General features: G+C 44.9%; 14 protein-coding genes. 12 read left to right on the top strand and 2 right to left on the bottom strand.

Features of this window, described 5'->3' with window-relative positions:
- Positions 1-101: 101 nt before the first annotated feature.
- The 4 genes from NDI34_RS09660 (at position 102) to NDI34_RS09645 (ending at position 10,517) form a co-directional block, all read left to right on the top strand.
- On the top strand, positions 102-2,915 hold the full coding sequence (locus NDI34_RS09660; protein ID WP_348232537.1) for a PAS domain S-box protein: 2,814 nt from the start codon (positions 102-104) through the stop codon (positions 2,913-2,915).
- Positions 2,916-3,369: 454 nt separating this feature from the next.
- Entirely contained in the window at positions 3,370-4,335 is a 966-nt protein-coding gene (locus tag NDI34_RS09655; RefSeq protein ID WP_190985405.1) for a phosphate/phosphite/phosphonate ABC transporter substrate-binding protein, read from the top strand.
- An 11-nt stretch (positions 4,336-4,346) separates the two neighbouring features.
- A complete protein-coding gene (locus NDI34_RS09650; protein ID WP_348232536.1) occupies positions 4,347-6,149 on the top strand; it encodes an ATP-binding protein in 1,803 nt (600 codons plus the stop codon).
- 441 nt (positions 6,150-6,590) lie between these two features.
- Positions 6,591-10,517, top strand: coding sequence for an EAL domain-containing protein (locus tag NDI34_RS09645; RefSeq protein WP_348232535.1), 3,927 nt, complete (start codon positions 6,591-6,593; stop codon positions 10,515-10,517).
- Positions 10,518-10,672: 155 nt separating this feature from the next.
- Here the strand turns inward: NDI34_RS09645 and cobN are convergent, their stop codons facing one another.
- Positions 10,673-14,833 carry a cobaltochelatase subunit CobN gene (gene cobN / locus NDI34_RS09640; RefSeq protein WP_348232534.1) on the bottom strand — a complete coding sequence of 1,387 codons (4,161 nt, stop codon included), beginning with the start codon at positions 14,831-14,833 and terminating at the stop codon, positions 10,673-10,675.
- Between the two features lie 136 nt (positions 14,834-14,969).
- On the opposite strand from cobN, the gene NDI34_RS09635 reads away from it, so the two are divergent.
- Complete coding sequence (locus NDI34_RS09635; RefSeq protein WP_348232533.1) at positions 14,970-15,671, top strand: N-acetylmannosamine-6-phosphate 2-epimerase; 702 nt, start codon at positions 14,970-14,972, stop codon at positions 15,669-15,671.
- Positions 15,672-15,884: 213 nt separating this feature from the next.
- Positions 15,885-16,040 (top strand): hypothetical protein, encoded by a 156-nt coding sequence (locus NDI34_RS09630; RefSeq protein WP_190415069.1) that lies wholly within the window; start codon positions 15,885-15,887, stop codon positions 16,038-16,040.
- An 89-nt stretch (positions 16,041-16,129) separates the two neighbouring features.
- Here NDI34_RS09630 and NDI34_RS09625 read toward each other — a convergent pair whose 3' ends face one another.
- Positions 16,130-17,170, bottom strand: a complete 1,041-nt coding sequence (locus tag NDI34_RS09625) for a hypothetical protein (protein WP_348232532.1) — start codon at positions 17,168-17,170, stop codon at positions 16,130-16,132.
- Positions 17,171-17,314: 144 nt separating this feature from the next.
- Between NDI34_RS09625 and NDI34_RS09620 the strand changes: the two genes are divergently transcribed.
- From NDI34_RS09620 to NDI34_RS09595, 6 genes are all read left to right on the top strand, one after another.
- A complete protein-coding gene (locus NDI34_RS09620) occupies positions 17,315-18,268 on the top strand; it encodes a metallophosphoesterase (protein WP_348232531.1) in 954 nt (317 codons plus the stop codon).
- 8 nt (positions 18,269-18,276) lie between these two features.
- Positions 18,277-19,659 (top strand): AAA family ATPase, encoded by a 1,383-nt coding sequence (locus tag NDI34_RS09615; protein WP_348232530.1) that lies wholly within the window; start codon positions 18,277-18,279, stop codon positions 19,657-19,659.
- Complete coding sequence (locus NDI34_RS09610) at positions 19,656-20,306, top strand: retron system putative HNH endonuclease (RefSeq protein WP_348232529.1); 651 nt, start codon at positions 19,656-19,658, stop codon at positions 20,304-20,306. The genes NDI34_RS09615 and NDI34_RS09610 overlap by 4 nt, the downstream gene beginning before the upstream one ends.
- A gap of 144 nt (positions 20,307-20,450) precedes the next feature.
- Positions 20,451-20,978 carry a hypothetical protein gene (locus tag NDI34_RS09605; protein WP_190688414.1) on the top strand — a complete coding sequence of 176 codons (528 nt, stop codon included), beginning with the start codon at positions 20,451-20,453 and terminating at the stop codon, positions 20,976-20,978.
- 164 nt (positions 20,979-21,142) lie between these two features.
- Positions 21,143-22,150, top strand: a complete 1,008-nt coding sequence (locus NDI34_RS09600; RefSeq protein WP_190688411.1) for a hypothetical protein — start codon at positions 21,143-21,145, stop codon at positions 22,148-22,150.
- Positions 22,151-22,497: 347 nt separating this feature from the next.
- On the top strand, positions 22,498-22,947 hold the full coding sequence (locus NDI34_RS09595; protein ID WP_190415064.1) for a hypothetical protein: 450 nt from the start codon (positions 22,498-22,500) through the stop codon (positions 22,945-22,947).
- Positions 22,948-23,394: the final 447 nt, after the last annotated feature.

The raw sequence follows: 23,394 nt of genomic DNA, 5'->3' as shown, positions 1-23,394 counted from the left end.
TTTTATCGCTATCCGAAAAATGCAATCAAGCTTCGCTTTCTAAGTCTGGAAGCTGCTACTGGTTATCGTTCACCCTCAACCTTAGTTCACCGAAACACGCCATGATGAAAGCGATTCTGCCTAAAAATGAAGCTGATCTAGTGTATGCACCTACTGAGGGCAGCTCAACGAAGCACTTGCATCGGAAATTCTTCTACAAGGTTGCGGGAGGTCTGGGAGTGGCAACTGTCCTACTGGTTAGCATTGGTGGGATTTCGTACCGGAGTATCACGCAACTTGTGCAAGCGAATAACTCAGTAGACGATACCTTTACCTTCATTAATCAGCTTGATGATGTATTTTCCGGAATCAAGGACGCAGAAACTGGGCAGCGTGGCTACATAATCACTGGAGACGAGGCTTATTTACAACCCTACTACACAGCAACAGCTAAGGTTAATCAACAAGTTGAGTTTCTCAAGGGATTAGCGGGAAATAACCTCAATCAACAGCAGAAGCTCGGCACTCTGGAATCTCTGACTGCAAGTAAATTTTCTGAATTGAAACGGTCAATCGAATTACGAAAAAACAAGGGATTTGAAGCCGCGCAACAATTAGTTAAGACGAATGAAGGCAAGGTAGTGATGGATAACATCCGCCTGCTTGTCAATGATTTGGAAAATGACCAAAAGCATTTGTTGAAGGAGCGGTACCAACAAGCGAAAGACCAGGCTCGTGACTCTCTAATTACATTTTTAAGCGGTGTATTCCTAAATTTTATTATTGCTTTATGGGTTTACAGGCTTATTTATGGGGAGATGAGCGATCGCTATCGGACAGAAAATGAACTTCAGAAAGAACGCGACTATACATCATTTATTGTTCAGACTACACCAGCACTAGTCGTTGGGCTAAAGCTTGATGGGGTGATTACATTTGTCAATCCTGCTGTTGAGCAGGTGACAGGCTACTGCGCAGAAGAATTAATTGGACGCAACTGGTGGGAAATCTTTTATGCTGACGACGAATACAGAGGCATCGAGCAGTTATTATCCACCCTGAAGCATGGAGGTGTCCGCGACTATGAAACAGTTTTGACCATCCAGAATCGAGAAAAACGGATTATCAATTGGAATGTTCTGAAGCGGTTTGACGAGCGAGGCAAATTGGTTGATGTGATTCAATTTGGCAATGATATCACCGATCGCAAAGCAGCTGAGGACATTCGCAAAGGCGCAGAACTGCTGCAACTGATTTTGGATAATATTCCCCAATATATCTTCTGGAAGGATAGAAACTCTGTCTATTTAGGCTGTAATAAGGTTTCCTGTCAAATCACTGGGATTAGCAATCCAGAAAACATTATTGGCAAGACGGATTATGACTTGTGGTCGCAAGAAATAGCAGAAAAATACCGCAAAGACGACCGTCGCGTGATGGCAACGGATACCCCGGAACTGCATATTATCGAACGCTTGATTCAGCCAAACAATGAAGAACTCTGGGTAGACATCAACAAAGTTCCCATTCACGATGCGATGGGCAAAGTAATCGGTATCCTCAGCACCATAGAAGACGTTACCGAACGCAAGCAGGCGGAGAAAGCCTTGCGGCAGAATATGGAGATGCTTGACTTAGCCACGGACGCAATTATCATTCGGGATTTGAATGACAAGATTAGCTATTGGAATCAGGGCGCTGAACGGCTATATGGTTGGACAAAAGCAGAAACACTCGGTCAGTACATCCACACCTTCTTGCAAACTGTCTTTCCTCTACCAAAAGAGGAAGTTCTAGAGATATCCCTGCGTGAAGGGAATTGGGAAGGCGAATTAATTCACACTAAGCGTGATGGCACTCAAATCACGGTAGCCAGCCGATGGACGCTGCAATTAGATGAATTTGGTCAGGTGTCCGCCAGACTAGAAATTAACAATGATATTAGCGATCGCAAGCAAGCTCTTGATGCCTTGCGCCAGTCGGAAGCGAAGGAACGAGAAAAAGCCCAGCAGTTGCAGCAAACTTTGCACGAACTCAAAAAGACCCAATCTCAACTGATTCAGACTGAAAAAATGTCCAGTTTGGGTCAACTGGTCGCTGGAGTGGCGCATGAAATTAATAATCCCGTTAACTTTATCTACGGCAATCTCATCCACACCGAGCAATATACACAAGACTTGCTCAATCTAATGAAAGTCTACCAACGGTACTATCCCAATCCCGCGCCAGAGATTCAAGAAGAAGTTGAGGCTTTAGACATTGAGTTTGTTCTTGAAGACCTGCCCAAAATGGTCGCTTCAATGAAGTTAGGCGCTGACCGCATCCGCCAGATTGTCCTCTCTTTGCGAACCTTCTCCCGCCTGGATGAAGCAGAAATGAAGCCGGTTGATATTCACGAGGGTATTGATAGCACCCTCTTAATCTTGCAGAATCGGCTGAAAGCTAAACCAGATTCTCCAGGAATTACAGTTATTAAGAAATATGGCACGCTGCCAGAAGTAGAGTGTTATGCAGGACAACTGAATCAAGTATTTATGAATATCTTGAGCAATGCCATAGATGCTTTAGAAGGGTTGCCCTCTAATCGTCAAAAGCTCATGGATTCTGGAGAAACAAGTTCTAATAGCGAGTTCCCCATTCCTAATTCTCAATTACCGACCATCCAGATTTGCACTGAAGTTTTGAACGCGAACAAAATTGTTGTGCGAATTGCAGATAACGGCCCCGGTATCCGTGAGAATGTCAAGGCGCGACTTTTTGACCCATTTTTCACGACCAAGCCAATCGGTCAGGGCACCGGGCTAGGATTGGCAATCAGCTATCAGATTGTCACAGAAAAACATGGAGGGTCGATCAGTTGTGTATCAGCAGTGGGAGAGGGAACCGAGTTCGTTGTAGAGATTCCAGTAACACAAAGTCCAAGGCAAGGGAATTGAGACATTTTACGCGATTTCAAACGACAGAAGGGATTTCTAAGGCAATCCTTTTTGGTTAATGTTGTAATCCTGGGAGAACCTCTGAATCCCTTTGATCGCCAGACTTTGGAGTAATTTTCCCTGTTACTAAGTTAATCCCCCCCTTGAGGAGCATCTGTGGGTGGATAGATGAGCGATCGCTTAAAACTAGATTTTTGGGTTTAAGAAAGAAAATCTTAAAAACCCGTAAAAACACAGTGTTTATTTTCTCCAATCCTCCTGAGAATGAGAATTGAGTGAAAGCATGAATCTAAAGTAGCAGACTCAAAATTTAAGTGGTAATCTCTCATATTACCACTTAACTTAAGATGTGAAAAAATAACATTTCTTGAAGTGTTATTTTCATAATTTTGGAAAGCGGTATTATTCTCCAGATACGGTAAAAAGTTAAAAGATAAACATAGCCTTAAACAGAATGCAAAAACATCTATCTTGGACACGAAATCGCTCTTACAAACGAGCAGCGACTTGCTTCATCCTAGCCTTGTCCGTTACGTACAGTTGTGTAGCCTGTACTCAGCCAAGTGAAAATACCACAACGCCAATAAGCCCCAGCTCTCAGTCACTGAGCGATAGTTCTAGGAATACAGGAGACGAACTAAAAACCCTAAATATGGCGGTGATTCCGTGGCAGGTTTCAGCAGAACAGGAAAAGCAACTTCAGCCACTAGCGGACTATCTAAGCAAGACATTAGGAAAACCTGTTAAATTTCAGATTACAAAAGACTACGACACATCGATAGATTTACTGGTGACAGGAAAAGTAGAAATGGCTTTTCTAGGTCCCCTGTCGTATGTGAAGGCACATCTTCGAGATCCCCAACTTAAGCCAATTGTTGCGCCAATTGAAAGAACAACTGGACGACCTTGGTATACAAGCGCGATCGTTGTTAATAATGCCAGCGGTATCAAAACTATTAAAGATTTAAAAGGTAAGAGATTTGCCTTCGTCAGTAAATCCTCAGCTTCGGGTTACTTAGTGCCTTTAGCTCACTTTCAAGACATTGGTATTAACCCCGAACGCGACTTTGCTACAGTCAAGTATGCGGGTAGTCACGACAAGGTGAAAGCGGATTTACTAGCAGGAAAGGTGGATGCGATCGCGGATGATAAACGCTCGTATCTTCAGCAACAGAAAGAGGGAAATATCGACCCTTTAAAATACAAAATTATTTGGGAATCTGACCCAATTCCTCTTTCGCCCATTGTCGTCTCTAGTAAGCTTCCATCCCAACTGGTAATCGACCTCAAGAAAGCATTTGTCAACTCTCCAGAGGGACTGCTAGATCCCAGTGGTTCTGAGTCGGCTGGATATACTCTGGTAGAAGATCGAGACTATACACCGATTAGAAAGCTCCAAGAGCGCCTCAAGTTGAAATAAAGCCGAATGCAATGAAAATATTAACTAAGTTTATTGGATCTTCTATTGCCGTAGTAGGGCTAATTTTATGCCTTACAGTTGGCAGTGAAGACTGGCTCAAGCAAGTAGAAAAATCTACCGAAACGAGCCGAGAAAGAGCCGCTCAAGCTGACAGTATAGTCTTGAATCTAAAAGTTTCTTTAAGAGACCAGATCGCAGCACTGAGGAACTATCTCATCCTCAACCGCGACCCCTCAGATATGGCAAAATATCACAAGGCAATGTCTGACTTTATCCTTAGCTTGGATGACTTAGAAAGTCTGATGCCAGAAAATTCAGAACTGAGAGTTGTTCGCCGTCGCCATAGTTTTCTCGTCCGCTTAGCAACAGAGCTTCGCGATACACCTTCTACTCTTAAACAGACTCAGCAGGATTTCAGAACCATCAATTCTTTTAAAGAAGATATTGATTTCTCTTTAAATTATCTAGTTACTAATATTCAGCAGCAGTATGCCCTAGCAAGGCAAGAATCAAATAAATTTAAACAGACAACCCATATTATTAGATATGCCACTACAGGTTTAATTCTTATAATTCTCACTGGGCAGATGATATTAATATTAATCCCAGTCATTTTATCTATAAAAAAACTCCAGTTAGGAGCGACAAAAATTGGTGCAGGTAATTTAGATTATCGCCTAAATATTCAAACAGGAGATGAAATTGAAAAATTGTCTTGCGAGTTCAACCAAATGGCAAAAAAACTTGCAGAATCTTACTATTTTTTAGAGCAAAAGATAATTGAACGGACTGCCGAATTGATTGAGTTAAACCAAAATTTAGAAATTGAAATTTCCGAACGCAAGCAGGCAGAAACAGAACTTCAGCAAGTTTTGCAAAACTTGCAACAAACCCAAGCTCAGCTCATTCAAACCGAAAAGATGTCTAGCCTTGGTCAAATGGTTGCTGGGGTAGCTCATGAAATTAATAACCCCGTTAATTTTATCCACGGCAACCTTGTGTATGTGGGTGAATATACACAAGATTTGTTGAGACTGGTGCAGCTTTACCAAAAACACTATCCTAACCCAATTACCGAGATCGAAGAGCAGACAGAAACTGTCGAAGTTGACTTTATTATCGCAGATTTAGACAAAATCCTATCTTCGATGAAAATTGGCACTGAACGTATCCGTCAAATTGTTCTTTCTTTGCGGAATTTCTCTCGCCTTGACGAGGCAGACATGAAGCCAGTTGATATTCACGAGGGATTAGATAGCACTCTTTTAATCTTGCAAAATCGATTAAAAGCTAAGCCGGAGCATCCCGCTATTGAGGTGGTTAAAGAATACGGAAATTTGCCTTTAGTTGAGTGTTATGCGGGTCAGATGAATCAGGTATTTATGAATATTATTAGCAATGCTATTGATGCCCTAGAAGCCTTTGATGGCTTATCGTTCATTGCTCGTAACAATGAACAATCGACAAGTAATCTTGAACCATCCCCAACGATTCGGATTAGCACTCAAGTTTTGCACCCCGACCGTGTTGCTGTGCGAATTGCTGATAATGGACTAGGCATGACGGAAGAGGTAAGAAAACGGCTATTCGATCCGTTTTTTACGACCAAGCCAGTTGGGCAAGGAACGGGGCTGGGGCTATCAATTAGCTATCAAATTGTAGTAGAGAAGCATTCAGGAATGCTTCGCTGCATTTCCGAAGCGGGACAGGGAGCAGAGTTTTGGATTGAAATCCCGATGCGTCAAAGCCAGAGAGGCTCTACTGCAACTGTTCGAGAGAGGTCAAATCGGTCAAAACCTATGGCAATTTCTTAAGCGTTGTCCTCTTATTGTTGAAGGGATGTATTAGGGAAGCTTAAGGAGGCGATCGGTTTTTGCTTTTGGCCTTCCTCTAGGCGACGCCGCAGCGATTAGATATTAAGTTGGTCTACCTCCTTCTTAACGTTGGTTTTGTAGAGACTCCATATCTCGCGTCTCTACAAACGATAAATGCTACCTCTAGGTCTCTGGCTTTTCATAAAAGTTTTATGTCTAAAATTTAACTTTAGTATCTTTTTTATTAATCTTTTATAAAAAAATCATATATTTTTGGAAGTCTTTTTAAGGTTTTCCAGTTCTATGCCAGAGAGATGACTTCTCTAAACTGGCATTACCTTGCCTATTCCAGCATTCACGAATAGGTAATTGTTACTAAGCATTTATTATTGAAACACTATTTCAAGTAGCAAGACGGTTTAGCATCAGGAACCCATTTAGATGAAAATCAGCCACAAATTGATGACAGGTTACTTAGCCGTTGCTCTACTTGTTGAAGTGGTTGGATATGTCGGAATTAAAGGAACGAATAATCTTGAAAAAAAATACAACGAAGTTATTAATAGAACAATTCCTTTTCACTATGAGTTAGAGCGGTTGCAATATGTTTCGGATACAGTAGTTTTGTATACTAAAGAATTAGAATTCCAAGAAATAGAAAGAAATCCATCTGCAAAAGATATTGTATCGACGCGAAAATATCAAAATGTGGAGACTAGCCAGGAAAATTATCGCAAGGCTCTGAATGATTATAAAGAATTAGCGAACTATTTTTTCCCATCTGAGCAAGGATTGTCAGAAGAAATCCAAACTTCAGGTGAGAGATTTTTAAAATTATCCAACGAGGTGATTGGCTTAAAAAAGCAGGGAAAGGTAACTCCAGAGTTACTGGCAAAAGAAAACGAACTGGAAAAAACCAGCCAACAATTTATAGGAACTATTAACCAAAAAATTCAGGCTCAATCGCAAGAGTTGGAAGCCGAAAGAAAGAAGATTCAGGAAACTCTGCTGTTGACCGACAGAATGATATTTGGCGTCGGTTTATCTAGCGTCTTAATCGCTATATTTCTTGGTCTTTCTATCTCGCGGTCTATATTGAGTCGGCTAAACAAACTCAAAGCGGCTGCGGTAGAGATAGGCAAGGGCAAGCTAGAGACAAAAATAGACGTTTCCACCAAAGATGAGCTGAGCGCCTTAGCTGATGCTTTCAATAAAATGGCTGAGGATTTGCGGCAGAAAACAGCGGATGTAATCAATGTTTGTGAAAGCATGGTGGAATCTCTGATCGTGGTAACGCCCGATACCATGATTCAGTCAGTTAATAAAGCAACCTGCGAACTTTTGGGGTATCACAAAGAGGAGTTAATTGGGCAACCGATAGGAGTTATTTTCGCCGATGAAAAATTTCCTTTCACAGCGTCGGAGTTGGATGATTTAACTCAAAAAAGGGTTGTCCGAGATGCGGAAAAAATTTACCTGTCCAAAGACGGGAGAAGAATCTCGGTGCTGTTTTCCTGTGCAGCGATCGCAAGCGTACCGGATAGAATTCAGGGAATCGTTTGTGTAGCCCAAGATATCACGGAACGGCAGCGAGCGGAGTTGGCGATCAAACAAGCGAAAGAAGAACTAGAAATTAGAGTTGAGGAGCGCACAACTGAGTTAAAGCGTGCAATTGGGCAATTTCAGGGCGAGATTGTCGAGCGTCAGCGGGTAGAGGAAGCACTGCGCGAAAGCGAGGAGCGGTTTCGGACGCTGATACAGGAGCTTCACGTCGGCGTTTTACTGCAAGGAGCCAACGCAGAAATCCTGCTGAGCAATCAAGCGGCTATCGACCTTCTCGGTATCACTGACAGCCAACTGCTGGGGAAAACTTCCTTCGATCTGAATTGGAATGTCATTCATGAAGATGGTACACCGTTCCCCGGAGAAACCCATCCGGTGTCGCAAGCGATCGCAACTCGTCAAGCCGTGCGGAATGTCGTGATGGGCGTTTATCGTCCCAGTGTGGGCGATCGCATCTGGCTATTAGTCAATGCCGAACCTCAGTTGGCAACGGATGGTAGCCTTGAACAAGTAATCTGCACCTTCAGCGATATCACCAAGCGCAAGCAAGCAGAGGAAACGCTGACACGCCTTGCCGGGATTTTGGAAGCAACGAGTGATTTCGTAGGCAGTGCGGACAATCGAGGACGCGCATTTTACATTAACCAGGCAGGTCGTCGCTTGGTCGGAATTCCTCTCGAAGAGGATATCTCAAACCTCAGCGTTGCCAGTTGCCACCCGAAATGGGCGGGTCAAATCATCTTGGAGGAGGGAATTCCTAGTGCGATTCGCGATGGCGTCTGGTGTGGCGAAACTGCACTTTTGACCCGCGACAAACGGGAGATTCCAGTTTTGCAGCTGATTATTGCCCACAAGAAGCCGGATGGAAGCGTTGACTTTCTTTCTACCATCTCCCGCGATATTAGCGATCGCAAGCAAGCAGAAAACGCTCTCAAGCAGCTCAACGCAGACTTAGAAAGACGAGTCCTTGAGCGTACCGCAGAATTAAACAATGCGATCGCGCAATTGGAGGGCGAGATTGCCGAGCGCAAGTGGGCAGAAGAGGAACTGGAAAAATCCCTGTCCCTGCTCAAGGCGACGCTCGAATCAACAGCTGATGGGATTCTCGTAGTTGACAAAACCGGAAAAATAGCCAGTTTCAATCAAAAATTTGTCCAAATGTGGCGCATCCCCGACTCTATTGTCGCGGCAGGGAATAGCAACCAAGCCTTAGCATTTGTCCTAGAGCAGCTAAAAAACCCGGAAACCTTTATCACCAAAATTCAGGAACTCTATAGCGAACCAGACGCAGAAAGCTACGACCTCCTTGAATTTAAAGATAGAAGAATCTTCGAGCGCTATTCCCAGCCTCAACGGATTGGGGGAAAAGTCGTCGGTAGAGTGTGGAGCTTCCGCGATGTCACCGAGCGCCAACAGGCAGAAGAAACCATCCGCTATCAAGCGTTGCACGACCTGCTGACTGGCTTGCCGAACCGGATGCTATTCAATGAGCGGCTGTCCGTGTCCTTGGCGTATGCACGTCAAAGCCAAAGTACGCTTGCCGTAATGTTTTTGGATTTGGATCGTTTTAAGACGATTAACGATACATTGGGGCACGCTTTTGGCGATCGCTTGTTGCAAAGCGTGACTGAACGAATGATCGGCTGTCTGGGGGAGGATGACACCGTTGCTCGCTGGGGAGGGGATGAATTTACCCTACTTATCCCCCAAATTCGTTGTAAAGAGGACGCTGCTAAGATTGCCCAGAAAATCTTAGAAGATTTAAAGCCAGAATTTTATTTAGAAGGGCACTCCCTGCATATCAGTAGCAGTATTGGGATTGCACTTTATCCCAGTGATGGCGCAGATGCTGAAACACTTTTGAGAAACGCCGATGCTGCCTTATATCGTGCCAAAGAAAAAGGTCGGAATAACTATCAATTTTATAATCCAGCAATGAATTCTCAGAATTCTGAGTTATTGGTACTCGAAAACGATTTGCACCATGCTCTAGAACGGGGAGAATTTGTCGTTTACTACCAACCTCAAGTCAATACAACAACTGGAGAAATTACCCATGTTGAAGCCCTGTTGCGCTGGCAGCATCCAAAGTTTGGGCTAGTTTCTCCAGGAATATTTATTCCCCTAGCGGAAGAAACCGGACTCATCGTACCAATTGGGGAATGGGTGTTAAAGACTGCCTGCGCTCAAAATAAAGCTTGGCACGATGCAGGAATTGCCGACTTGCAAGTGGCGGTTAACCTTTCTGCCCGACAGTTTCAGGAACCCGATTTAGTCAAAATGGTGACGCGAGTTCTGGAAGAAACTGGACTCGAAGCGCAATTTCTGGAGTTAGAAATTACTGAAACAATCACGATGCAAAATGTAGAATTTACCCGAAAAACTTTGAGTGAGTTGCATCGGCTAGGAGTTTACATTTCTCTAGATGATTTTGGGACGGGATATTCTTCTCTGACTTATTTGAAAAAGTTTCCCTTCCATACCTTAAAAATTGACAAATCCTTTGTTCGAGACTTGACAAGCGACCCCAATGATGCAGCCATCATTACAGCGATCGCAGCGTTAGGAAAGGTACTCAATCTGAGACTGGTTGCGGAAGGCGTGGAAACAGAAGCGCAAAAAGATTTCTTGCAAAATCTCCAATGCGAACAGATGCAAGGGTACTTTTTCTGGCGACCTCAAGCGGCTGAGGAGATTACCAAAATACTCGAAAAATCTTTCTCAAAGATAGCCAAACATTCAAGTTGTGTATCCGTTGCTAACTGTTCCTGTAGCTTTAGACTTTCAGCGGAAGCGATGCGATGATGGCTTAGGATGGATACGGAAGCGATCGCATAAAACTTATATTTTCGTCTTGCTCATGACGGAGTAGGCAACTCAAACAGTAGTTTTAACCAAGCAACAAAGATGAGTGCGATCGCACAAACTCTTCATCTGTGCAGCGGTTGTTATCTTCTAGCTTAGAGAGCAGTGGTAGATTCGATGACAGCTTCGGCTTGGTGAACTAAGCTTCTTAACTTATCCACCATCTCTCGATCGACGTTTTTCCACAATCCCCGCTGATTAGCTTCTAGCAAACGTTCTGCCATATCTCGCAATGCCCAAGGATTCTTCTGATGGATGAAATCCTGCACAGATTGGTCGAATAAGTACGCTTCTGCAACTCCTTGATACATAAAATCTTCCACACAATTTGCTGTGGCATCATAAGCAAAGAGATAATCCACGGTTGCTGCCATTTCAAATGCACCTTTGTAACCGTGACGCATGACTCCAGCAATCCATTTTGGATTCACGACACGAGAACGATATACTCGCGCAATTTCTTCTCGCAGTTGCCGCACTTTCGGGTTTTCAGGAAGGGAATTATCCCCAAAGTAAGTTTGGGGATTTTTGCCACTCATCGCCCTTACTGCTGCTGTTAAACCGCCTTGAAATTGATAGTAATCATCTGAATCTAATAAATCGTGTTCCCGGTTATCTTGATTGTGCAATACGATTTGCATCTGGCGTAGGCGCTGCTCAAAGGCTTCTGGGGCGGCGATTCCCCCTAAACCTCTTTTGCTCAGGGAAGGAGAAGAAACATCTCCCGCAACTCCTTTTGACAAGGGAGGCGAGGAATCTGCGGTGCTAGTGTAGGCGTAACTACTCCAGTTGATGTAGGCACGGGCTAAATCTTCGTCATCTGTCCAGTTTTGGGCTTCGATTAAGCCTTGCAATCCCGCACCGTAGGCACCAGGTTTAGAACCAAAGATGCGATAGCGCGATCGCATTTCTGCCTGTTCCTGATTTAACCCCGCCGCTTCCCATAACTCGGTTTCTTGTTTAACTTGCGCGGCTAAGGGGTTTTGTTCTGGTGGTTCATCCAACGCTGCGACTGCTGCCACCGCTTGATCGAATAGATCGATTAAGTTCGGAAAAGCATCGCGAAAAAAGCCAGAGATTCTCAGCGTGACATCGACCCGGGGACGATTTAAGACCGAAAGTGGCAAAATTTCAAAATCTACCACTCGCCGCGACGGGCTATCCCACACGGGTTGCACTCCCAACAATGCCAGCGCTTCTGCCAAATCATCGCCGCCAGTCCGCATGGTGGAAGTTCCCCATACGGATAATCCGAGTGTTTTAGGATACTCGCCGTTTTCTTGGGTATATCGTTCAATTAAGGCTTCTGCTGCTTTACGTCCGACCAGCCAAGCCGTTTCTGTAGGAATTGCCCGAATATCAACAGAGTAAAAATTGCGGCCCGTAGGCAGAACATCCGGGCGTCCGCGTGTTAGTGCGCCAGATGCCCCGCTGGGGACAAAACGCCCATCTAAACCTCGCAATAGGTTGGTGATTTCTTGGGTGGTTTGTTGCAGGGAAGGGAGGAGGGAGTTGCGTATCCACTCCAGTTCTTTTTGCGTGGCAGTGCCTACCCCACCCCAACCCGGTTGGTTAACGGGGAGGGGGCAAGAGGGGGTGGCATCACTTAAATCAACCCCATCCCAAGCTTCTCCATTAGCGAAGGGGGGGTAAGAGGGGGTGGAAAGGGAGGCGGCGGTAAGCAGATATTCCACCAAGTTAGAGGCTTGTTGTTCTAATGCTTCAACTGCGTCACCGACAGTTCGATAGGCTGCAATTGTCTGCTCGTTGCCCCCCCTGTGAACGGGGGGGGTAGGGGGGGGGTCCGCGCTGCTATGAAGCGGTTGAGCGGGATCTGCTGTCAAGGGGTCGAAATCCAAACCCCAATCTTGGGCGATCGCGCGAGTTAAACCGAGACGATGAGTACCGGGGTGACGAGCGATCGCTACTATTAAATCTCTGAGTTGTCGCCCTTGCGGACATTGCCCAAAAATGTGCAAACCATCTCGAATTTGAGCCTCTTTTAATTCGCACAGATACCCATCAGCGCGAGTAAGGAAATTTTGGATTTCCTCACTTCTGTTGTTAAGAGTTTCTAACCCTAAATCCTGATGGAGGTTTTCTTCAAGGATTAGCTGAGTGATGCGATCGCTTATCACTGGCAGGCGCGACGGATCTAAACTCTGGGCTTCATAATACTCGTCAATTAAACCTTCCAATTGTTGCAAAGAACCATAAAGTTCAGCGCGAGTCATCGGCGGCGTTAAATGGTCAATAATTACCGCTTGGGCGCGACGCTTAGCTTGCGAACCTTCACCAGGGTCATTGACAATAAAAGGATAAAGATGAGGCAACGCCCCAAACGCCACCTCTGGATAACAATTTTCAGACAGAGCAACACTTTTCCCCGGCAACCATTCCAAATTCCCATGTTTTCCCACATGGACAATTGCATCAGCCCCAAAATGTTCTCGTACCCAATAGTAGAAAGCGAGATAACTATGAGGCGGTTCCAAATCCGGAGCGTGATAATTCAAACTAGGGTCAATATCGTAACCCCGCGCTGGTTGAATCCCCACAAACACATTACCCAGATAAATACCAGGAATTGGGAATTCTGAAACGGAACCCGTTAGATCGATAAATCTCTCTTCCCTCTCTTCCTTTGCGCCCTTCGCGTCTAAAGCGCTAACGCGCATGGCTTTGCTAGTGCGGTTCATCTCCAAAACAGAACTCCAGCGATCGCATATTCCCTTCTGTACGTCCACTGGCAACGTCGCAAAATACTCCTGATATTCTTCCCCACAGACAAATTGCCCGGCTGGGCGCAATCCCCCCTCCGGATCGTTCGTCACCCCAGCCGTTAAACGCCCAATCAATTCATCTCCATTTGCCGGGATATCTTCAACCTGATACCCAGCCAACTGCAACGCCTTAAGGATTTCCACACAACTTTCTGGCGTATCCAACCCAACACCATTGGCAAGACGCCCATCTCGGTTGGGATAATTAGCCAAAATCAGGGCAATTCGCCGCTCAGATGGTGGCGTTTGGCGTAGTTTTGTCCAATTAGCGGCTAAGTCAGCCACGAACTCAATGCGATCGCGTACTGGCTCATAAACCACTACATCCGTTTCTAACTGAGGATTCCGGGTTTGCACCGCCTTAAACGAAACCGCACGGCTAATAATCCGCCCATCCACTTCTGGTAGCGCTACATTCATCGCCATATCCCGTGGCGATAGCCCCTGAAACCCAGATTCCCATTGTTCCACCGTGCCACCGCTGAGGATTACCTGCAACACTGGTACATCTAAAGTGCTGAGTGCTAATGGCTCATTATCAATCGCTAATTGTTTTTGACCATTAGCGATTGGTAATGAGCTAATCGCAAAGCTGGTGGTACTGAGCAAAATTTGTATGGGTTCTGCATCTTTGGGTTGGAGTAGTTGCAAGACGTCTGCCTGCACATCCGGATCTCGCAGAGAAGAGACAAAAACGGGGACGGGTTCTAATTTTCGTGCGGCTAATGCTTGGCAAAGAGCATCAATGACTGCTGTATTTCCAGCTAAATAATGAGCGCGATAGAACAAAATTCCAACTTTTGGCTTTAATTTCTCCTTCAACCCCTCTCCAGCAAGGAGAGAGGCGTCATTCTCCTCTTGCCCTCGTAGGGAAGGGGGCTGGGAAGTTAGGTTTTTCTGATTGTCTTCCTCATCCCTCATTTCCCATTGATAAAGCCCCACGCGAGGAACTTCTTGGGGTGGGAGTGGATTGTAACGACCTTCCAGACAAACATCAGCAATAAATTTTAGGGCGCTGGCGAAATTTTCCCCGCCCCCTTCGATGAGGTAGCGCCACAACTGGTTAACAACTGATAGAGAAACAGTAGAATGACTGATTAAATCAGGATCTGGGCGATCGTCTCCTGGCAAGACAATCAATGCTGCACCCGTTCGCTGCACTGTCTCGCGTACCACTTCTAACCCGTAAGACCAGTAAGAACGTCCTCCCAGTAGCCGTAGAATAATTACCTGTGCCTGCTCTAGCACTTCCTCAGCGTAAGTATCAATACTGAGCTGTTGCTGCAACTGCAAGAGATTGACGACTCGTAGCGCTGGAAATCCCTCTGGCAATTTGGATACTGCTGCGGCGAGAGTTTGAATATCGGTGTCCGCTGCGGTGAGAAGGACGATCGGGGCAGGGGTTTGTTCGATAAAAATGACGCCTTCAGCGTCAGGATTCCATCCCCCAGGAGTAGCGGCTAGACGATGCATAATAGCGATTTTAGATTTTAGATTGGCTCTTGAGATTCGCTCTTGCCAAGGTATGACTTTCTCATACTTGGCTGAAAGTGGATTGCTCAAAGCTCATGGTTCGTTGTTCAATGTTCATGGCATTTGACGATAAACCATGAACCAAAATTCCCAAGGATTAAACGCGCTGAGTCAAGGTCTGATTGTATCTTGTCAGGCTCCGGTTGACTCGCCTTTACATGAGCCATCGGTAATTGCCGCGATCGCGCAAGCGGCGATCCTCAACGGAGCTGTCGGTGTCAGAATTGATACACCCGCTCATGTAAAAGCAGTCCGGGAACGGGTAAAAGCACCGATTATCGGGCTGTGGAAACAACAGATACCGGGGTACGAAGTCTATATTACGCCGCAGTTTGAACACGCGGAAGCGATCGCTCAAGCCGGTGCGGACATTATTGCCATTGACGCTACTTTACGCGATCGCCCAGACGCGGAAACAGTAGAAACACTCATTACCCGGATTCACGATGAATTAGGCAAGCCGGTGATGGCTGATGTGGATACGATAGAGAGCGCGATCGCGGCGGCGGCGGCTGGTGCAGACATTGTCGGTACCACGCTCTATGGTTACACTGCCCAAACGAAAAATCTGGCTCCTCCCGGCTTCGATCTTCTCGCCCAAATAGTCGAACAGCTAAGCGTTCCAGCAATTTGTGAAGGCGGCATTGCCTCACCGCAGCAAGCTAAACACGCCTTGGAATTAGGAGCTTATGCTGTTGTCGTCGGTACCGCAATTACAGGTATAGATTACAACGTAAAGGTGTACCGTGCTGCTTTCCCAAGTTCCCAAAAATCATAATTTTTAGCTAAAAATGATTGTAATAATTAAAACTTTGGCTACTTAATTATCAGTATTTCTCGTGAAATAGCAGTTTCTTTCTAGATTTAGTCTCAGCACGTAGGTAATTATTGGGATATACTTCTTTAGGTAGAGGCATACAAAGATTGATCTAGTTATCTTTGTGGTCTAAAAAATTGTGAATGTGCCAGGGCGCTACCTAGGGTAATTTTTATGCACGCTTTACCACGAGTTATTAGGAAAACCGGCTTTTTATGGGCGTTGGTTGCAGTAGGTGCATTTCAGGGATTGCTGATTACCTGGATGCTGCCAACCCAAAGTTTGAACTTTAACAATCCGCCCCAATCGGTGCGTGCGGGAAATCGGTAGTTAAGTGCAAAAACAAAAATACCCTCGATGCCTCGAAGGTATAACCAGAAAAAGTATTTTAGGTAGATTTGGCGGCACCCGCGCAACAACTAAGTCGCCGCCAGTTGACGCCGCTTCACAATCACCATGGTGTTTCCCACGACTGGACTACGCGCCAGCACGTCGCCTTGAGAATCGGCGATTTGTAGCTTGCTGAAGTCGAGTTCCCTAGCACGTTGCAACATTTCAGCAGCTAATTTGTCCTGCTTAGAGACAGAGAGATTGTACCAAGCATCTCCTACCTTCACGATTAGCAAGCTGCCTGGAAAGTTAGCTTCAATCGACTGAATCAGCCCATTTTCATATTGACTGGTAATTTCAGTGACTCGATTTTGGATAGATGCAATCAAGTTTTGCTCTGGAGTCAGCACTGGGGGAGGCGGCGTCACCGTTTCCACGGGTTCTGGTGCTTCAGGCGCTTTTAATTCCGGTGGAGTGGTAATTTGTGAAGGCGGAAGATTCGCCACGTCAGTCGGAGGCTTCCCAGGTACCAGGGCGGCTGTTGTCCAGAGTACTACGAGAAGAACGCCTGCGATCGCGCCCGACAAAGCCGTATTCGACAGCTTTTGACTGATTGATTCCGGCAGAATTGCGCGGATTCTCGCCAGCGTCGCATTCCACAACATCACAAAGCGCATCCAACTCTGACGGAACCTCTCTAGAGGACTCGGCGTCGGTGGCAAAGGCACCACCTCAGCAGGGGGTGTCTCTGGTGCTGGCGTGTCCGCAGAGGTTTCTAGGGCTGACGTCTCTGTAGCCAATGCTGGTGCTTCTGGCGTCACTTCTGGCGTCACTTCTGGCGTCAGCTCTGTCACCCCCTCAGTAGGTTGAAATACCACCTTTTCCGGAGGAGAAGGAGTCCTTGAGGGTAACTGTTCGGTAGGTTCTGCCTCCAGTTTTTCGACAACCCCTTCCAGTAGCTGAATTGTGCCACGCAGAGTTTTAAGGCTTTGCACTTTCAGAACGGGTTGGAATCTAGCCCAAATTTGCTGGAGGGCTTTTCCCGATTGGCTTTTTGCCCCCGTGGGCGTCGGCGTTTGGGGTGCCGGTTTAGCTGAAGAAGTTGGCTGTTTCGGTTGATCTTCTGGCATCGAATTTCCCCTGAGGGCAGTGCAAATAGGTGCAATTACGGTAAATTTTTACCGAATGCTGCCTTCACAGCCCTAATCTACCACTTTGCTATTCTGCTTTAATCGACTTGCGCCCAACTTACGTAACTCTTAATCAAGTAATCCATGCCCCTTAAACGCCGTGACTTTCTAATTTTAAGTAGCCTCAGTGGCTTCGGCTTAGCTTTTTTGGTCAGAAAATTCCGCAGCCAAATCGCTCAGAGTCAGGATATCAACCCAGGAGAGACTTCCAAAACCTCCCCTTCCTCCAACTTAGGCTCCAAATCGACAACCGTTAGTTCATCACAATCCCCTCTCCTGCGGTTTGTCTCCGTCGCTGACACCGGCACCGGCTCGGCAAGCCAGTATGCTGTGGCGGCGTCAATGGCTCGTTACCACGCGCTAAAGCCCTTCGATTTGGCAATTCTTGCGGGTGACAATATTTACAACAACGGTGAAATCGAGAAAATTGTTGATGTCTTTGAGCGCCCCTATCAAGCTTTATTGCAGCGCGGAGTAAAATTTCAGGCGGTTTTGGGCAATCACGACATCCGCACCGATAACGGAGAACCCCAAGTGCGCTATCCAGGCTTTAATATGCAGGGACGACGCTACTACACATTCCGCCGCAACCCCGTACAATTTTTTGCTTTAGATACTAATGAGAATGCTGACTGGGAAACTCAACTAAAATGGTTAGAAAAAGAACTCAGTCGCAGTAATGCCCCTTGGAAAGTAGTAGTTGGTCATCACCAGATTTATTCATCGGGTGCATATGGAGTCAATCAACCCTTTATACAAACCTTGACGCCGCTCTTTAAAAAGTACGGAGTGCAACTTTACATCAACGGTCACGACCACCATTATGAGCGCACTCAGTCCATCAATGGGACTACCTATCTCATCTGTGGAGCAGGGGCAGGACTCCGCCCGGTGGAACGTTCAGAATGGACGGCGCATTCTGCTAGTCAATTGAGTTTTGCGGCACTTAATGTATATCCAGACAGAATAATCATTAGCGGTATCGGCACCGATAACCGCATTTTTGACCAAGGCATCATTCCTCTGCAATCAGCCTGATTCAAACTATGAAAGTCAAGCGTCTGAAAATGACTTCGTTCCGTGGCATCAGCGATCTGATGTTAGAGTTCGATGCCGATGAGCCAACAGTTCTCATCGGCATCAACGGAGTGGGAAAATCAAGTATCCTTGACTGTCTCGCTATTGTCTTGTGTCCTCTTATAGAGCTAATTCGGCGCAACCCCGACTTTTACGAATCGCTGGATAAAAACAGTATCGTACCTTCATTTACTTGGTTGGATATTAAAAATGGATGCAATAATGTACACAGCGAGATTACGATTTCTAGCGACGGGTTCCAGGATGTGAGTTGGTCTAGAATCACAACTTACAAAGAACGGCACATAGAGACAAATAGTGACATTATTCAATTAAAATCTTTTGCTGCAAATATCCACAATCAGTTAAAAACAAACCCGACGGTCACGGTACCTCTCGTAGTTTACTATCCGGTCAATCGTGCAGTTCTTGATATTCCCTTGGAACTTCCTAAGCAACATCCGTTAACAGGAATTTCAGACGAAGAAACTTATGATGATTGGGATTCACAACCTCAATTTCCTAATCTTGCTGCTATGAGGGTAATCTATCCGGTTGATGTTATTGATCAGATAGATGCATATGCTCAAGCACTTACGGAAAAACAAATCGGCTATGTAAGGTTTTTCCAATGGTTTAGAGCTTTAGAAGATGTGGAGAACGAAGAACGGCGGGACAATCCCGATTATCGCGATCGCCAGCTAGAAGCAGTGAGACAAGCTATATCTTTACTGATGCCGGGTTTCTCAAACTTACGTGTTAGGCGATCGCCCTTGCGAATGACTGCAAAGAAACAAGGTCAGGAACTCATCGTTAATCAACTATCAGATGGTGAGAAATGCTTATTGGCAATGGTGGGAGATTTAGCGAGAAGGTTAGCGATCGCAAACCCAGGTTTACCTGATCCACTCCAAGGCGAAGGCGTTGTTCTCATTGACGAAATTGAACTGCACCTTCACCCGAAATGGCAACGCGAAATTATTCCCGCGTTAACAAGAACATTTCCTAATTGTCAGTTCATCGTTACAACCCATTCCCCACAGGTAATCAGCGAAGTTAAACCTAATGGAATCTATATTCTAGAGGCAACATCTGAAGGTGTTGTTGCTAAACGTCCAGAAAGTTCTTTTGGTAGAGACAGCAATCGTATTTTAGAAGACCTCATGGGTGTTCCAGCCCGTCCGCAGGAAATCAAAGACGAACTCCTGGAGCTATTTCGACTCATCGATAAGGGGGATCTTGACGGTGCTAAACAATTGCGCCAACAAATCGCTGACCAAATTGGAACTGATGAACCAGAGTTTGTTAGGGCAGATGTACTCATGCGGCGAAAAGAAATTCTTAATCGATGAAGTACATCAGAAAAAGCGAGGAGCCAGAAAGTTTCGCCAAGTGGAAAGCACTCGCTAACGAAGACTGGACACCCACTTATGATGACCTACGCGGACAAGAGAAAACAGATGTTTGTAATAGGCTGCTGCAAGAGCAAGGCTATACCTGTTGCTATTGCGGAATGCGTATTGCTAGAGAAAACAGCCATATCGAACATCTAAAACCCCAAAGCTCCTATCCACATATAGCCCTGGAATACAACAATCTGCTGGCTTCATGCCAAGGAGAAAGTGAAGAACCACCCCCACTCCCGGTTCATTGTGGACGCAAAAAAGATGACTGGTACGATGAGCATTTAATGGTTTCTCCTTTAGATGCGGACTGCACTAATTTTTTTAGGTATTCTGGTTCAGGAGAAATCCTACCAACAGACGATTTAGGGAAGCAATCGATAGCAGCAACAACGATTTCTCAGCTTGGACTTGACATTGACAAACTGAGGGCGATGCGGCGCGAGGCAATTGATGGAGTCTTGTTGGCGATTGAGGGACTAACGGAAGAAGAGATACAACAGTTTGCTCAAAGCTACGAGCGGTTAGATGCAAAGGGACAATACACGCCGTTTTGTGCTGCGATCGCTTATATCTTTAAGGCATACTATCCTTAATATTGAGCTAGATTAATGGATAGGAGGAAATACGCGATCGCATCTAGTTCATCCACCTATTTCACTGCGAGCCACTAATTTTTTTGACTCCGAATAAGACGAAATATTTTATTTTCTTAAAAAAGATGAAAAGGAACAACAATCATGAAATTGCAGAATCCCAAAATTAGATTATTCCTTCTCGTCTTGGCTTGTGCAATTGTTTTCAGTATTCAATCCTTATCTTTAGCACAAAAAGACGCTCAACTAGCTACCGAACCGATTACTTCACCTGCTTCCCAATTACTCGCTCAACAAAACGGGAAGTTAATTATTACTCAATTAAATAGTGAGTTTCAGATAAATTTAAACGAAACCGCTATTTTATCTGATGAAAGTATTTGGGTTAAATTTACTGACGTCACAGAAGATTCACGCTGTCCTATTAATGTCCAGTGTTTTTGGGCGGGACGAGCAAAAATCGTGGTAAATATTTGGAAAGACAGTCAAAATACAGGAGATTTTGTTTTGACCACTGGTGGCGGAAATCCAGCATTAGCAGTTCAAAACTTTGACAGCAACTATAATATTAAGTTTGTAGACCTTCAGCCAGCTCCCATTAGTGGATCAGAAACTCAAAAATCAGCTTATACTGCTGCTCTCGTGATTTCTAAAACAACAGACAAGATTTAGTCTTGTAACTTGCGTAGGCAGGTTTCATTTGTGTAGGTGCGGTTTCAACCATCCCTGCAAGAAGTGAGGGATTCTGACCCGCTGGCATATCGCAATTCAAATACGATTGCTATAGCAGTTTTTTTAACTATAACCATATTAAAGTAAAAGCAAATAACTAAAAAATGAAGCGCATAAACATTCTTATTTCTGGTTTTCTTCTAACTACGAGCCTGACGGCTACAGCAGCCTACAGTCAAAGCGTTTCCCCACGCCCAACTCTACTTCCCACATCCAGCCCTATTCCAAATTCAAATCAAATTAAACCCAACAACTGGGAGATAAATGTAAAAGAAATTTTAGAAACTCCTAATTTGGCTGACTGCAAATTTTGGATGATGCTTGGGGTAATCCTCGCTGCTGGAAGCCTGGGTGGGTTAGTCTACGAACTGCTCAATCTCCAGGGAAATATTGAGTTACCTCATAAGCCGACCGATGATGATTTAGCGGTAAAGTTTGCCTATGCTCATTCTACGAATGTGATTGATTTAGGGGTAGTGGCACGGTTACTCATTGGTGCCCTTGCTGCACCTCCAGCTATCGCGATTGTCCGACCAGAAACGGCTTTTATCCTGTTAGCAACCTCCGCAGTTGCTGGTTCCGCAGGTACTTTGATCTTTCGCGCTCTACAGGATCGGTTATTAGTCGCGGTACTTCAAACTGGGATAAACGAGGTCAGTGCAAGAAGTATTAAACCGCAACAACCAATCGATGAAGCGATTAAAGATTTTGACAAGCTAGTACAAGAAGTGAGAAAGCATTCAGAAAGTCCCAGAGGATTGACTGAGCTAAAGTTTACCAGAGACGCGACTTTAGACCCCAGCGACTTCGAGGAAGTCAGCAAACATTTGAATCAAATTCAAGGAGTAAATCCTAAAGTTGACGAGGCGATTGAGATTTTCAAAGAGCTGGTAGAGGAAGTGCGAAAGCACTCCGAAAGTCCTAGCGGGACTACTAAACTAAAGATTACTAAGGGTACCGTTTTACCATTTGAGCATTTACAGAAGATAAAAACACTTTTGTGGCAAGCTAAAAAAGACACGGAAACGACTACATCCGCAAATGATAGCACTGCTGAATTAGCATCTAAGCCGACGCCACCCGCAGAAGGCAGTACTTCTTCTCACAACTGAAATAAATTCAAGCACACGGATAAGCTAATCCTGCCAGATGCAGTTGCCTTGAAAAAACAGAATTAACACCACTTGTAATAAAACTTTACAGTAAAATCTTGTCGTTCGATCTCTTGAGTTTTGTTAGTTAACCAGTAGGGGTATTGTAGTCTAATAGAAATAGAATTATTAGGTTGTTAATATATTAAGTTTAAACGTATGCAGGCTGGATGATATTTGTTCAATCTATCGGAAGAGTGAATTATTTGAACAATTTGTAATAAGGCAACATCTGTCTAGAGAGCGGTTTAGCTGATAAGCCAAATGAAGTAAATATAGGATTGCTAAACCTAATGAGATTGTGTTCTATGCAACCAAATTATTTTACGAAAGGACTTTCAACTGTAGGACGTTGGCTGGCTACAACGCTGTTTTGCGTGTCAGCGATCGCGTTTGTTTGGCAGGGTGCCTTTTTCTCGACCAGCGCAGCAATGGCTGCTCCTAGTGCAAACCTAATCGCATCTGTAGATACGAGCGACCAGGTTAAAGGAAAAGCCAATGAAGATTTGAACCGAAGCAAGAATTTCATTGACGATGTCAAAGACAAGGTAAAAGCAACTGCCAATAAGAATGCCGACCGAGTCGAGGAAGGAACGGATGGGCATGGGAATCTCATTGAGCGTAAAGCCAACAGAGATGCAGCGCGAATTGAGAAAAGAGCAGATGAAGATGCGGCTCGGACTAAGGAAGCAGTAGACAACACAAAAGGTCTTGTTGAAAAGGCTGTTGATAGCATCAAGGATGCTCTTGGTAACTAGAGAATAGTTGTTAGGGAAAGGTCAATGTACATTATTCCGTTCATTTAAACCTGAAGGATGGATGTACATTGATTGGCTGTTTGCAATTCTACTTCGGCAAGAGAAATCAAAATAAAGAAACGAAACACAAGCTTAACTCGAATGGCACTGAGTTAAGCTTAAGCTTACTCGCCGCTCTCCCTGTCTTGTCACTCTCTAAAAACAAAAATTGAAGGCAATTTTTTAACCCAGACTGAGATTGGGTTTCTAGATGTATTTTCTAATACTTTAGATATAATCATTGCGTAAAACTAAAACACTTGTATGGGAAGGGTTATATCTTTTCATCTGAAGATAGTCATGAAAGAGCGATAGAGTTTCAAGCTGTTTTCTTTTACTTCTTCAGGGTCGTCAGCGTTTCGTGGAAGTTTCGCAAAATTGGCGATCGAAACTGCATCATCAATCGCT

This window comes from Trichocoleus sp. DQ-U1 (assembly GCF_039961925.1).
Classification (GTDB): Bacteria; Cyanobacteriota; Cyanobacteriia; order Cyanobacteriales; family FACHB-T130; genus FACHB-T130.
This window is presented reverse-complemented; position numbering and strand designations above follow the sequence as displayed.

Bases quoted from the DNA above. Each gene is read 5' to 3' on its own strand.
- NDI34_RS09635 (WP_348232533.1), top strand. From the start codon at position 14,970: ATGAACCAAAATTCCCAAGGATTAAACGCGCTGAGTCAAGGTCTGATT.
- cobN (WP_348232534.1), bottom strand. From the start codon at position 14,833: ATGCATCGTCTAGCCGCTACTCCTGGGGGATGGAATCCTGACGCTGAA.
- NDI34_RS09620 (WP_348232531.1), top strand. From the start codon at position 17,315: ATGCCCCTTAAACGCCGTGACTTTCTAATTTTAAGTAGCCTCAGTGGC.
- NDI34_RS09645 (WP_348232535.1), top strand. From the start codon at position 6,591: ATGAAAATCAGCCACAAATTGATGACAGGTTACTTAGCCGTTGCTCTA.
- NDI34_RS09630 (WP_190415069.1), top strand. From the start codon at position 15,885: ATGCACGCTTTACCACGAGTTATTAGGAAAACCGGCTTTTTATGGGCG.
- NDI34_RS09650 (WP_348232536.1), top strand. From the start codon at position 4,347: ATGAAAATATTAACTAAGTTTATTGGATCTTCTATTGCCGTAGTAGGG.
- NDI34_RS09625 (WP_348232532.1), bottom strand. From the start codon at position 17,170: ATGCCAGAAGATCAACCGAAACAGCCAACTTCTTCAGCTAAACCGGCA.
- NDI34_RS09655 (WP_190985405.1), top strand. From the start codon at position 3,370: ATGCAAAAACATCTATCTTGGACACGAAATCGCTCTTACAAACGAGCA.
- NDI34_RS09605 (WP_190688414.1), top strand. From the start codon at position 20,451: ATGAAATTGCAGAATCCCAAAATTAGATTATTCCTTCTCGTCTTGGCT.
- NDI34_RS09660 (WP_348232537.1), top strand. From the start codon at position 102: ATGATGAAAGCGATTCTGCCTAAAAATGAAGCTGATCTAGTGTATGCA.
- NDI34_RS09595 (WP_190415064.1), top strand. From the start codon at position 22,498: ATGCAACCAAATTATTTTACGAAAGGACTTTCAACTGTAGGACGTTGG.
- NDI34_RS09615 (WP_348232530.1), top strand. From the start codon at position 18,277: ATGAAAGTCAAGCGTCTGAAAATGACTTCGTTCCGTGGCATCAGCGAT.
- NDI34_RS09600 (WP_190688411.1), top strand. From the start codon at position 21,143: ATGAAGCGCATAAACATTCTTATTTCTGGTTTTCTTCTAACTACGAGC.
- NDI34_RS09610 (WP_348232529.1), top strand. From the start codon at position 19,656: ATGAAGTACATCAGAAAAAGCGAGGAGCCAGAAAGTTTCGCCAAGTGG.